The organism is Pseudomonas sp. NPDC087626 (assembly GCF_044743405.1).
Classification (GTDB): Bacteria; Pseudomonadota; Gammaproteobacteria; order Pseudomonadales; family Pseudomonadaceae; genus Aquipseudomonas.
Genome location: NZ_JBIUWJ010000020.1, coordinates 40,247 through 53,261, shown reverse-complemented (window position 1 = coordinate 53,261; position 13,015 = coordinate 40,247). Strand labels below are relative to the sequence as shown.

11 protein-coding genes are annotated in these 13,015 nt (G+C 61.2%); 7 read left to right on the top strand and 4 right to left on the bottom strand.

The genetic code is table 11. The annotated features are described in order from the left end of the window. Positions 1–84 precede the first annotated feature (84 nt). From ACIOVD_RS17640 to ACIOVD_RS17610, 7 genes are all read left to right on the top strand, one after another. A complete protein-coding gene (locus ACIOVD_RS17640; RefSeq protein WP_401129315.1) occupies positions 85–1,812 on the top strand; it encodes an ABC transporter ATP-binding protein/permease in 1,728 nt (575 codons plus the stop codon). Positions 1,813–1,901: 89 nt separating this feature from the next. Then, the gene (locus ACIOVD_RS17635; protein ID WP_095169322.1) at positions 1,902–2,651 is read left to right on the top strand and encodes a FadR/GntR family transcriptional regulator; all 750 of its coding nucleotides are present in this window, start codon (positions 1,902–1,904) and stop codon (positions 2,649–2,651) included. Between the two features lie 321 nt (positions 2,652–2,972). Further along, positions 2,973–3,884 carry a 5-dehydro-4-deoxyglucarate dehydratase gene (gene kdgD / locus ACIOVD_RS17630; RefSeq protein WP_095169323.1) on the top strand — a complete coding sequence of 304 codons (912 nt, stop codon included), beginning with the start codon at positions 2,973–2,975 and terminating at the stop codon, positions 3,882–3,884. 58 nt (positions 3,885–3,942) lie between these two features. Then, positions 3,943–5,388 (top strand): aldehyde dehydrogenase family protein, encoded by a 1,446-nt coding sequence (locus ACIOVD_RS17625; RefSeq protein WP_401129312.1) that lies wholly within the window; start codon positions 3,943–3,945, stop codon positions 5,386–5,388. A gap of 87 nt (positions 5,389–5,475) precedes the next feature. Beyond that, positions 5,476–6,843 carry an MFS transporter gene (locus ACIOVD_RS17620; RefSeq protein ID WP_095169325.1) on the top strand — a complete coding sequence of 456 codons (1,368 nt, stop codon included), beginning with the start codon at positions 5,476–5,478 and terminating at the stop codon, positions 6,841–6,843. An 11-nt stretch (positions 6,844–6,854) separates the two neighbouring features. Then, positions 6,855–8,408, top strand: coding sequence for a galactarate dehydratase (garD, locus tag ACIOVD_RS17615; protein WP_095169326.1), 1,554 nt, complete (start codon positions 6,855–6,857; stop codon positions 8,406–8,408). Between the two features lie 171 nt (positions 8,409–8,579). Next, positions 8,580–9,521 carry an AEC family transporter gene (locus ACIOVD_RS17610; RefSeq protein ID WP_095169327.1) on the top strand — a complete coding sequence of 314 codons (942 nt, stop codon included), beginning with the start codon at positions 8,580–8,582 and terminating at the stop codon, positions 9,519–9,521. Between the two features lie 28 nt (positions 9,522–9,549). Here ACIOVD_RS17610 and ACIOVD_RS17605 read toward each other — a convergent pair whose 3' ends face one another. The 4 genes from ACIOVD_RS17605 to gatB all read right to left on the bottom strand — a co-directional run bounded on the left by ACIOVD_RS17605 (position 9,550) and on the right by gatB (position 13,015). Next, positions 9,550–9,942, bottom strand: coding sequence for a carboxymuconolactone decarboxylase family protein (locus tag ACIOVD_RS17605; protein WP_339545761.1), 393 nt, complete (start codon positions 9,940–9,942; stop codon positions 9,550–9,552). After that, the gene (locus ACIOVD_RS17600; RefSeq protein WP_401129309.1) at positions 9,939–11,000 is read right to left on the bottom strand and encodes a calcium/sodium antiporter; all 1,062 of its coding nucleotides are present in this window, start codon (positions 10,998–11,000) and stop codon (positions 9,939–9,941) included. The genes ACIOVD_RS17605 and ACIOVD_RS17600 overlap by 4 nt, the downstream gene beginning before the upstream one ends. 48 nt (positions 11,001–11,048) lie before the next feature. After that, positions 11,049–11,420 carry a septal ring lytic transglycosylase RlpA family protein gene (locus tag ACIOVD_RS17595; protein ID WP_095169330.1) on the bottom strand — a complete coding sequence of 124 codons (372 nt, stop codon included), beginning with the start codon at positions 11,418–11,420 and terminating at the stop codon, positions 11,049–11,051. A gap of 149 nt (positions 11,421–11,569) precedes the next feature. Further along, the gene (gene gatB, locus ACIOVD_RS17590; RefSeq protein ID WP_401129306.1) at positions 11,570–13,015 is read right to left on the bottom strand and encodes an Asp-tRNA(Asn)/Glu-tRNA(Gln) amidotransferase subunit GatB; all 1,446 of its coding nucleotides are present in this window, start codon (positions 13,013–13,015) and stop codon (positions 11,570–11,572) included.

Sequence of the window (13,015 nt, the reverse complement as noted above, 5' to 3'; positions counted from 1 at the left end):
CGAAAATCGCCAGCCACCCGGACAAAATGAACCGATCATCTATGATCGGTTCGTACTTCCTGTGTTTCCTACCGAGCCTGAACGATGAATCAGAACGCTGAATATTGCGCGGTCAACGATGCGGTGCGCGGTCAGTTTTTCCGCCGTGTCTGGCAGATGATCACGCCTTATTGGCGCAGTGAAGAGAAGGGCAAGGCCTGGTTGCTGTTGATTGCGGTGATCGGCCTGTCGCTGTTCAGCGTGGCGATCTCCGTGTGGATCAACAGTTGGTACAAGGACTTCTACAACGCCCTGCAAAAGAAGGACGATGCCGCGTTCTGGAGCCTGATCCTGTATTTCTGCGGGATTGCCGCGGTGGCGATCCTGGGGGCGGTCTACCGTTTGTACCTGACCCAGATGCTGACCATCCGCTGGCGTGCCTGGCTCACCGAGAAACACTTCGCCCGCTGGCTCGGGCACAAGAACTACTACCAGCTGGAGCAGGGCGGTTACACCGACAACCCGGACCAGCGAATCTCCGAAGACCTCAACAGTTTCACCAGCAACACCCTGAGCCTGGGCCTGGGGCTGATTCGCACCGTGGTCAGCCTGGTGTCGTTCTCGATCATCCTGTGGGGCGTTTCCGGCAGTATCGAAGTATTTGGCTACACCATTCCCGGCTATATGTTCTGGTGCGCCCTGGTCTACGCGTTGGTGGGCAGTTGGATCACCCACCTTATCGGTCGCCGCCTGATCGGCCTGAACAACCAGCAACAACGCTTTGAAGCCGACCTGCGGTTCTCCATGGTGCGGGTCCGCGAGAATGCCGAGAGCATTGCCTTGTACAACGGCGAGGCGAACGAAAACCAGCGCTTGAGTGCGCGGTTCGGCATGGTCTGGCACAACTTCTGGGACATCATGAAAGTGTCCAAGCGCCTGACTTTCTTCACCGCGGGTTACGGTCAGATCGCGATCATCTTCCCGTTCATCGTCGCGGCGCCACGGTATTTCTCCGGCAAGATCGAGCTGGGGGAACTGATGCAGATCAACTCGGCTTTTGGCAACGTGCAGGAGAACTTCAGCTGGTTCATCAGCGCCTACGCCGACCTGGCAGCCTGGCGTGCCACCTGTGACCGGTTGTTGAGTTTTCGCCAGGCCATGAGCGAAAACGAAGAGCGGGCGCCGGCCATCGATGTACGCCAGGAGGGCGCTGAGCTGCAAGTGCAGCAGGTGGGCCTGGACCTGGCGGATGGTCGTCATCTGCTGACCAGCGCCGACATGACCGTGGAGCAGGGCGACAGGCTGATGCTCAGCGGTCGCTCGGGTAGCGGCAAAAGTACCCTGTTGCGGGCCATGGGCGGTTTATGGCCGGCCGGGCATGGGGCCATTCGCCTGCCCAGTGCGCGCTACCTGTTCCTGCCGCAGAAACCCTACCTGCCGATTGGCACGCTGCGTGAAGCCTTGAGTTATCCACAGTCCGGCGATACCTATCCGCATGAGCGCTACGTGCAGGTGCTGGAGACCTGTCGCCTGCCCCATCTGGTGCCGCGCCTGGATGAAGCCAACCACTGGCAGCGCATGCTGTCGCCGGGTGAGCAGCAACGCCTGGCATTCGCCCGTGCGCTGCTTTATGCACCGCAATGGCTGTACATGGACGAAGCCACTTCGGCGATGGACGAGGAAGACGAGGCCACGCTGTACCAGGCGCTGATCGATCAACTGCCGGGCTTGAGCATCGTCAGCGTCGGCCACCGCAGCAGCCTGAAACGGTTCCATCCGCGCCATGTGCGGATCGACAACGGCCATCTGCAGGAGCAGACCGTGACGGCCTGATCCCACTGCAAATATAGGTCAACAGTGATCGTACAACCGCCCTGCGCTATGATGTGCGTATCACTGCTTGCCTGAGATTGATCTTGACCATGGAAAACCCGATCGACGTCCCTCGTCTGCCCCGCAAGCGCCGTAGCCTCGCGCAGGAACTGGTGACGGTGCTGTCCGAGCAGATTCGCGACGGCTTGCTCAAGCGTGGCGACAAGTTACCCACTGAGTCGGCGATCATGGAGGCCCACGGCGTCAGCCGTACGGTGGTCCGTGAAGCGATCTCGCGCTTGCAGGCTGCGGGGCAGGTGGAAACCCGCCACGGGATCGGCACCTTTGTGCTCGACACCCCAAGCCCTAGCGGATTTCGCATCGATCCGGCCACCGTGGTCACCCTGCGTGACGTGCTGGCAGTACTGGAGTTGCGCATCAGCTTGGAAGTCGAATCTGCCGGGCTGGCCGCGCAACGCCGCAGCCCCGAGCAACTGGCCTTGATGCGGGCGGCGCTGGATGCGCTGAATGAGAGCGCTGCGCATGCCGGGGACGCGGTGGCTTCGGACTTCCAGTTCCACCTGCAGATTGCCCTGGCCACCGGCAACCGCTACTTCACCGACATCATGACCCACCTGGGTACCAGCATCATCCCGCGTACCCGTCTCAACTCGGCACGCCTGGCCCATGATGACCACCAGCACTACATGAGCCGGCTGGCCCGTGAGCACGATGAAATCTACGATGCCATCGCGCGCCAGGATTCGGATGCTGCCCGCGCCGCCATGCGCCTGCACCTGACCAACAGCCGTGAGCGCCTGCGCCATGCCCACGAAGAGGCCCAGGCCCAGCGCGGCTAAACAGCTCGTCGCAACCCACAGTGGGCGCAATGCCCACTGTTGTGAGGTTCGCATCGCAATTGCCGGTGTTTGCCGTAGGACATCCCATAACAGAAAAAGCAGAAGCGCTGATCAGCTGCTTCAGGGATGTTTTTTTGTTTTCGTATTTAACAGATTTAAATCAATTACTTAGACATAAATCCAGGTCTCGAGAAGGGCTGGCTTGGCCTGTGGATGATGAAATGCAGTTGACGGTTGTATTTTAAGTTGTACGATGACATACAACATCAGCATGACGCTGAGCGGCTTTCATCACAACGTGCTACTTAGGGTGTTCGAATAATGAATCCACAAGAACTGAAGTCCATCCTCTCTTCCGGCCTGCTGTCTTTCCCGGTGACTGACTTTAATGCCCAGGGCGACTTCAACCGCGCTGGCTACATCAAGCGCCTGGAATGGCTGGCCCCGTATGGTGCCTCGGCACTGTTCGCCGCCGGTGGCACCGGCGAGTTTTTCTCCCTGGCCGCCAGCGAATACTCGGAAATCATCAAGACCGCCGTCGACACCTGTGAAACCAGCGTGCCGATCCTGGCCGGTGTTGGTGGTTCCACCCGCCAAGCCATCGAATATGCACAAGAGGCCGAGCGTCTGGGCGCCAAGGGCCTGTTGCTGCTGCCGCACTACCTGACTGAAGCCAGCCAGGACGGCGTTGCCGCCCACGTTGAAGCCGTGTGCAAATCGGTGAAGATCGGTGTGGTGGTCTACAACCGTAACGTTTGCCGCCTGACCGCGCCGCTGCTCGAGCGCCTGGCCGAACGCTGCCCGAACCTGATTGGCTACAAGGACGGCCTGGGCGATATCGAGTTGATGGTGTCGATCCGTCGCCGCCTCGGTGATCGTTTCAGCTACCTCGGCGGCCTGCCAACCGCAGAAGTCTACGCCGCGGCCTACAAGGCCCTGGGTGTACCGGTTTATTCGTCGGCGGTGTTCAACTTCATCCCGAAAACCGCGATGGACTTCTACCGCGCCATTGCCCGTGAAGACCACGCCACCGTCGGCAAGATCATCGATGACTTCTTCCTGCCGTACCTGGATATCCGCAACCGCAAGGCCGGTTACGCAGTGAGCATCGTCAAGGCTGGCGCGAAAATCTCCGGTTACGACGCAGGTCCTGTACGTGCCCCGCTGACCGATCTGCTGCCTGAAGAATACGAAGCACTGGCCGCCTTGATCGACAAGCAAGGTGCGCAGTAACAAACCGATTAAACAAGGCCGCTGAGTAATCAGCGGCCTTTTGCGTAAGGAGATTGCCGTGGCAGACGTAAAAAGATTCGACAACTACATCGCTGGCCAATGGGTTGCCGGTGCGGACTATTCGGCCAACATCAACCCCTCGGACCTGTCCGATGTGGTGGGCGAATACGCCAAGGCCGACCTGGCCCAGGTGCACGCCGCCATCGATGCTGCACGCGCTGCATTCCCGGCCTGGTCGACTTCAGGTATCCAGGCCCGCAGCGATGCGCTGGACAAAGTCGGTAGCGAAATCCTCGCGCGTCGCGAAGAGCTTGGCACCCTGCTGGCGCGTGAAGAGGGCAAGACTCTGCCCGAAGCCATTGGCGAGGTGTCCCGCGCGGGCAACATCTTCAAGTTTTTCGCCGGTGAATGCCTGCGTCTGTCCGGCGACTACCTGCCGTCCGTGCGCCCGGGGGTCAACGTTGAAGTCACCCGTGAAGCCCTCGGCGTGGTTGGCCTGATTACTCCGTGGAACTTCCCGATCGCGATCCCCGCGTGGAAAATCGCCCCGGCCCTGGCTTATGGCAACTGTGTGGTGCTCAAGCCGGCTGACCTGGTACCGGGTTGCGCCTGGGCGCTGGCGGAAATCATCTCCCGTGCCGGTTTCCCGGCTGGGGTGTTCAACCTGGTGATGGGTAGCGGTCGTGTGGTCGGCGAGGCGCTGGTCAACAGCCCGAAAGTCGATGGCATCAGCTTTACCGGCTCGGTGGGTGTGGGCCGGCAGATTGCGGTCAACTGTGTTTCGCGCCAAGCCAAGGTGCAGCTGGAAATGGGGGGCAAGAACCCGCAGATCATTCTCGACGACGCCGACCTGCAGCAGGCGGTCGAGTTGTCGGTACAGAGCGCGTTTTACTCCACTGGCCAGCGTTGCACGGCCTCGAGCCGGTTGATTGTCACCGCCGGGATTCACGACCGGTTCGTCGCGGCCATGGCCCAAAGAATGAAGTCGATCAAGGTCGGCCATGCGTTGCAGTCCGGCACCGACATTGGTCCGGTGGTGTCCCAGGCCCAGCTTGAACAGGACCTGAAATACATCGACATCGGCCAGTCCGAAGGTGCGCGCCTGGTCAGTGGCGGGTCGCTGGTGACTTGCGACACCGAAGGCTACTTCCTTGCCCCGACGTTGTTTGCCGACAGCGAAGCAGGCATGCGCATCAGCCGTGAAGAAATCTTCGGTCCGGTGGCCAATATCGTCAGGGTCGCCGACTACGAGGCGGCGCTGGCCATGGCCAATGACACCGAGTTCGGCTTGTCGGCAGGTATCTGCACCACCTCGCTGAAACACGCCAACCACTTCAAACGCCACTCCCAGGCTGGGATGGTGATGGTCAACCTGCCGACCGCCGGCGTGGATTACCACGTTCCGTTTGGTGGGCGAAAAGGTTCATCCTATGGATCTCGTGAGCAAGGTCGCTATGCACAAGAGTTTTACACGGTCGTAAAAACTTCTTACATCGGATCGTAACCCGCTGCACCGCGGTATCCGGGTCCACCGGATACCGCACTGACAGATTCACCCGCGCATAAAAATAATCAGTGGGAGTACACGTACATGCAAGCGACCAAGCCGACCCACGTCCGCTATTTGATCCTGCTCATGCTGTTTCTGGTGACCACGATCAACTACGCCGACCGTGCCACTATCGCCATCGCAGGTTCCAGCCTGCAGAAAGACCTCGGTATCGACGCGGTCACCCTCGGTTACATCTTTTCCGCATTCGGTTGGGCCTACGTGGCCGGGCAAATTCCCGGTGGCTGGCTGCTGGACCGATTCGGTTCGAAAAAAATCTACGCCCTGAGCATCTTCACCTGGTCGCTGTTCACCGTGCTGCAAGGCTATGTCGGTGAATTTGGCATGTCGACCGCGGTCGTCGCGTTGTTCATGCTGCGCTTTCTGGTGGGCCTGGCCGAAGCGCCATCCTTCCCGGGTAACGCCCGCATCGTTGCGGCCTGGTTCCCGACTGCGGAACGTGGCACGGCCTCGGCGATCTTCAACTCCGCGCAATACTTCGCCACGGTGCTGTTTGCACCGCTGATGGGCTGGATCGTCTACAGCTTCGGCTGGCAGCACGTGTTCATCGTCATGGGCGTAATCGGCATCATCTTCTCCGGTATCTGGCTCAAGGTGATCTACAGCCCACGCCAGCATCCGATGATCAATGAGGCCGAGTTCAAGCACATTGCCGACAACGGCGGCATGGTCGACATGGACCACGACAAGGGCCAGGGCAAGAAAGCCGACGGACCGAAGTGGGACTACATTCGCCAGTTGTTGACCAACCGCATGATGCTCGGCGTCTACCTGGGCCAGTACTGCATCAACGGCATCACTTACTTCTTCCTGACCTGGTTCCCGGTGTACCTGGTCCAAGAGCGTGGCATGACCATTCTCAAGGCCGGTTTCATTGCCTCGTTGCCGGCCATCTGCGGCTTCATCGGTGGTGTACTCGGCGGGGTGATTTCCGACTACCTGCTGCGTAAAGGCCATTCCCTGACCTTCGCCCGCAAGGCGCCGATCATTGCCGGCCTGCTGGTCTCCAGCAGTATCGTGGCCTGCAACTATGTGGACGTGGAATGGATGGTGGTGGGCTTCATGGCCCTGGCGTTTTTCGGCAAAGGCGTTGGCGCCCTGGGTTGGGCGGTGGTATCCGACACTTCGCCGAAACAGATTGCCGGTCTAAGTGGCGGTCTGTTCAACACCTTTGGCAACATTGCCTCGATCACCACACCGATTGTCATCGGCTACATCATCAGTTCCACCGGTTCGTTCAAGTGGGCGCTGGTGTTTGTCGGCTGCAACGCGCTGGTCGCGGTGTTCAGCTACCTGGTGATCGTTGGTCCGATCAAGCGCGTAGTGCTCAAGGAGCCGCCGGTCAACGGGCCTGAAGCCTCCGGCAAATTATCCCAAGCGCATTCCTGAGGAGCGGCGTCATGCAGTTGATTGAACATTCCGACTCGCCGCGCTACATCCGCCTGCACGAGCGGGATAACGTAGTGATCGTGGTCAACGATCAGGGCGTACCGGCCGGTACCGAATTTGCGGACGGCCTGGTCACCGTGGACTTCGTGCCACAGAGCCACAAGGTCACCCTGGAGGACATTCCAGAAGGTGGCCAGGTGATCCGTTACGGCCAGACTATTGGCTACGCCTTGCAGCCGATTCCCCGAGGTAGCTGGGTCAAGGAAGATCAACTGCGCATGCCGACCGCGCCGCCGCTGGATAGCCTGCCGCTGTCCACCGAGGTGCCGGCAGCCCAGGCACCGCTGGAAGGCTACACCTTCGAGGGTTATCGCAACGCCGACGGTACCGTCGGCACGCGCAACATTCTCGGGATCACCACCACCGTGCAATGCGTCACCGGGGTACTCGATCACGCGGTCAAGCGGATCAAGGACGAGTTGCTGCCCAAGTACCCGCACGTCGATGATGTGGTGGCGTTGACCCACAGCTACGGCTGCGGCGTGGCCATCACCGCCACCGACGCGTACATCCCGATTCGCACGGTGCGCAATCTGGCGCGCAACCCGAACCTCGGTGGAGAAGCGCTGGTGATCAGTCTCGGCTGCGAGAAATTGCAGGCCGGGCAGGTGATGCACGAGGACGACAGCTCGGTGGATTTGAGCGAGCCATGGCTCTACCGCTTGCAGGATTCCAGTCACGGCTTCACCGAAATGATCGAGCAGATCATGGAGTTGGCCGAGACGCGCTTGAAGAAGCTCGATCGCAGGCGTCGGGAAACCGTGCCGGCGTCGGAGTTGATCCTCGGCATGCAGTGTGGCGGCAGCGATGCGTTTTCCGGGATCACCGCCAACCCGGCGCTCGGATATGCCTCGGACCTGCTGCTGCGGGCCGGTGCCACGGTGATGTTTTCCGAAGTCACCGAAGTGCGCGATGCCATTTACCTGCTGACCTCGCGCGCGGAAAACCAGGACGTGGCCCAGGAACTGGTGCGGGAAATGGACTGGTACGACCGTTACCTGGCCAAGGGCGAGGCGGATCGTAGTGCCAACACTACGCCGGGCAACAAGAAGGGCGGGTTGTCGAACATTGTCGAGAAGTCCCTGGGCTCGATCGTCAAGTCCGGCAGCAGTGCGATCAATGGCGTGCTCGGCCCGGGCGAGCGCTTCAAGCGCAAAGGGCTGATCTTCTGCGCGACCCCTGCCAGCGACTTTGTCTGTGGGACGCTGCAACTGGCGGCGGGGATGAACCTGCATGTATTCACCACCGGCCGGGGTACGCCCTACGGGCTGGCCATGGCACCGGTGGTGAAGGTTTCGACCCGCACCGAACTGGCGCAACGCTGGCCAGACCTGATCGACATCGATGCCGGGCGCATCGCCACCGGGCGGGCGTCCATCGAGGAACTGGGCTGGGAGCTGTTCCACTACTATCTGGACGTGGCCAGCGGCAAACAGCAGACGTGGGCTGAAAAGCACAAGCTGCATAATGACATCACCTTGTTCAATCCGGCGCCGATTACCTGATACCGCGTTATCGTTCATCGCCAGCAGGCTGGCTCCCACATTAATCCGCGCGAACACGCGCAGATCTATTGTGGGAGCGAGCCTGCTCGCGAAGGCGGCCGACCAGACGGCGAAGTCCTTGGTGGCTTATCATTAGTCCCCTAACGACGGTCATCCAAGGTGCGCTCCGGCATGCTGGCAATTTTCCTCGAAACCCTGAACATCACCGCACCCGTCTTTGCCATGCTGTTTCTGGGTGTGCTGCTCAAGCGCATCGACTGGATCAATGACAACTTCATCCACACGGCGTCGGCACTGGTGTTCAACGTCACCATGCCGGCGTTGCTGTTTCTGGGCATCCTGCATGCCGACCTGCATGCGGCGTTGCAACCGGCGCTGCTGATCTACTTCTCCCTCGCGACCCTGGTGTGCTTTGCCATTGCCTGGGGCTGGGCGATTTTCAAGTGCCCGCGCGAAGACCGCGGGATTTATACCCAGGGAGCGTTTCGTGGTAACAACGGGGTCATCGGCCTGGCGCTGGCGGCGAGCATGTATGGCGACTACGGAATTTCCCTGGGGGCGATTCTCGCGGCGCTGGTGATCCTGTTCTACAACACCCTGTCGACCATCGTGCTGGCGGTGTACAGCCCAGTGATCAAGTCCGATCCGTGGAGCATCTGCAAAAGCGTATTCAGCAACCCGCTGATCATCAGCGTGATTGCGGCCGCACCGTTCGCCTATTTCAAGATCGGCTTGCCGGGATGGCTGGAAACTTCCGGGCAGTACCTGGCGCAAACCACCTTGCCGCTGGCGCTGATCTGTATCGGCGGCACGCTCTCCATGGCGGCACTGCGCAAAAGCGGCAACATGGCCTTGAGCTCGAGCCTGGTGAAGATGATCGGCTTGCCGATACTGGCCACGCTGGGTGCCTGGCTATGGGGCTTTCGTGGGGCGGAGCTGGGGATTCTGTTCCTGTACTTCGGCAGCCCGACCGCCGCTGCAAGTTTTGTCATGGCCCGGGCGGCCAATGGCAATCATGAGCTGGCGGCGGCGATCATTGTGATCACCACCTTGATGGCGGCGGTGACGACTAACGTCGGGATCTTCCTGCTGCAGTGGGGCGGCTGGATCTGAAGGGCCTGTCCACTTCAACGCAACAGGGTCACTCCGGCTTCTGGTAGCTGTCGATCACTTCCTGCGCTGCGCGGAACGCCTCCATCACCGCCGGAACCCCGGCGTAGACCGCGCAATGCATCAGGGTTTCGCGAATCTCGTCCACCGTGCAGCCGTTGTTCAGCGCCCCGCGCACGTGCCCCTTGAGTTCCTGGGGGCACTTGAGCGAAGTAAGGGCGGCGAGGGTGATCAGACTGCGGGTCTTCAGTTCCAGGCCACCTCGATTCCATACCGCTCCCCAGGCGTGTTCGTTGACGAACTCCTGGAACGGTCGGGTCAGGTCGGTGGCATTGCCCATGGAGCGGTCGACAAAGGCGTCGCCCATGACCTGGCGGCGGACTTCGATACCGGTGGGTTTACTGGAGTTTGCGGAGTCGGTCATGGCGATTCTCTTTTGTTGTGTTGGCGGCGCCAGGCGCGCACTGATGTGAACAGTAAAAATGCCAGCAGGGCCGGCAACACGCACAGCAGCATCAGTTGTTCCAGCTTGCCGGCCAGCGGCATGCCGGTGGTGAACGACACCACGTGCAGCCCGTATGCCAGGTACAGGGCGAGGAACAGCAGGCCTTCGGCGCGGGTGATGCGGTAGCCGGAATAGAACACGGGCAAGCACAGCAAGGTGACTGCGAGCATCACCGGCAGATCGAAATCCAGGGCATTGGGGGAGACCGACAGCGGCACCGGTGCCAGCAGGGCGGTGATCCCCAGGACGCCCAGCAGGTTGAACAGGTTGCCGCCGATCACGTTGCCCACGGCGATGTCACGCTGGCCGCGCAGCGCGGCAATCAGCGAGGTGGCGAGCTGGGGCAGGGAGGTGCTGACGGCGACGACGGTCAGGCCGATGATGCGCTCGGACAAGCCCAGCTTGCTGGCCAGTGCTACCGTCGCATCGAGCAGCAAGTGCCCGGCGAACACCAGCAGGCCCAGCCCGGCAAGCATCAGCAGGACGCTGCTCAACCAGGGCGAGCGCGGCGCGTCGGCTGTCGGCCGAGACGGACGCGCGGTGGGCCGCGACTGGCGCCACAGCAGGCCCAGGTACAGCGCCAGCGCAGCCAGCAGCACACCACCATCGAGGGCGCTCAGTTGTTCGTTCCAGGCCAGGGCGAACACCAGCAGGCTGGCGCCGATCAGCAACGGGATGTCGAGGCGCACCAGTTGCCGGGCAACCCGCAAGGGGATGATCAGTGCCGACAGGCCGAGGGTTACCAGGATGTTGAAGATGTTGCTGCCGATCACGCTGCCGACGGCGATGTCGCTGCTCTGCCCGAGGGCGGCTTGCAGGCTCACGGCCATTTGTGGCGCGCTGCTGCCGAAGGCGACCATGCTCAGGCCGATGACCAGCGGCCGGACCCTGAGGTGAGCGGCCAGGCGCACGGCGGCACGCACCAGCAACTCGGCGCCGGCGACCAGCAGGAGCAGGGCGCAGAGCAGTTGCAGCACGTTGGGCAGGGGTAATTGGGCTAATCCGGAAATGGTCGTGGCTCCCGGTCAGTTGTTCAGGGCTTGTACGCGAACCCGCGCGGTGCCACTGCGCAGCATGCCCAACTTGTCGGCGGCCCCGCGTGACAAGTCGATCAGGCGGCCACGGGTATGCGGGCCGCGGTCGTTGATGCGGACCACCACACTCTTGTCGTTTTTCAGGTTGGTGACCTTCACCCGTGTGCCGAAGGGCAGCTGGCGGTGGGCGGCGGTCATGGCGTACTGGTCAAACGGCTCGCCGCTGGCGGTGCGTTTGCCATGGTGTTTGGCGCCGTAATAGGAGGCGGTTCCGGTTTCGTCGTAGCCCCGGGGGTCGACGTCGTGGCTGGCACAGCCGGCCAGCAGGGAGAGCAGGGCGCAGGCGCTAAGCAGACGTTTCATCAAAAGGGACTCTGCAACAAGCGTGGGAGCTTCGTCTGCTCGCGATAGCGGTCGGGCAGTCAACGCAAAGTTGAATGCCGAACCGCTATCGCGAGCCGGCTCGCTCCCACGGGGAGTGGAGCCAGTGTTGACTGCTGGCTCCATTGTTATCAGCCTTCGAGCTTGCTTTTCAGCAGTTCGTTGACCTGTTGCGGGTTGGCCTTGCCTTTGGAGGCTTTCATGGCCTGGCCGACGAAGAAGCCGAACATCTTGCCGCGTTTGGCTTCGTCTGCCGCGCGGTACTGTTCAACCTGCTCGGCGTTGGCCGCGAGCATTTCATCGAGCACCGCCGAGATCGCGCCGCTGTCGGTGACTTGCTTGAGGCCGCGCTTGTCGATGATCTCGTCGCTGCTGCCTTCGCCGTTGGCCATGGCTTCGAACACGGTCTTGGCGATCTTGCCGGAGATGGTGTTGTCCTTGATCCGCAACAGCATGTCGCCCAGTTGCTCGGCAGTTACCGGGGCTGCGTCGATTTCCAGGCCCTGCTTGTTCAACAGGCTGCCCAGTTCAACCATGACCCAGTTGGCCGCCAGCTTGGCGTCACCGGCAATGCTCACCACTTTTTCGAAGTAGTCGGCTTGCTCGCGGCTCGAAGCCAAGACGCTGGCATCGTAGACCGACAGGCCGAACTGCTCCTGGAAGCGCTCGCGTTTTTGCGGCGGCAGTTCTGGCAAGGTGGCGCGGATGTCGTTGAGGAACGAGTCCTCAAGCACCACTGGCAACAAGTCCGGATCGGGGAAGTAACGGTAGTCGTTGGCTTCCTCTTTGCTGCGCATGGCGCGGGTTTCGTCTTTGTTCGGATCGTACAGGCGCGTCTGCTGGATCACCTTGCCGCCGTCTTCGATCAGTTCGATCTGGCGACGTACTTCGGTGTTGATCGCCTTCTCGATGAAGCGGAACGAGTTGACGTTCTTGATCTCGCAGCGGGTGCCGTACTCGACCTGGCCTTTTGGCCGCACCGAGACGTTGCAGTCGCAACGCAACGAGCCTTCGGCCATGTTGCCATCGCAGATGCCCAGGTAACGTACCAGCGCATGGATCGTCTTGACGTAGGCCACGGCTTCCTTGGCGCTGCGCATGTCCGGCTCGGAAACGATCTCCAGCAGCGGGGTGCCGGCACGGTTCAGGTCGATGCCGGTGGCGCCGTTGAACTCTTCATGCAGGCTCTTGCCAGCATCTTCTTCCAGGTGCGCGCGGGTCACGCCGACACGTTTGATGGTGCCGTCTTCCAGGGGAATATCCAGGTAGCCCTTGCCGACGATCGGCAGTTCCATCTGGCTGATCTGGTAGCCCTTGGGCAGGTCCGGGTAGAAGTAGTTCTTGCGGGCGAACACGTTGTGCTGGCCGATCTCGGCGTCAATCGCCAGGCCGAACATCACCGCCATGCGCACCGCTTCCTGGTTCAGCACCGGCAGTACACCCGGCATGCCCAGGTCTACCAGGCTGGCCTGGGTGTTCGGTTCGGAACCGAAGGTGGTGGCGCTGCCGGAGAAAATCTTCGATTGGGTGGCGAGCTGGGTATGAATCTCCAGCCCGATCACAACTTCCCATTGCAT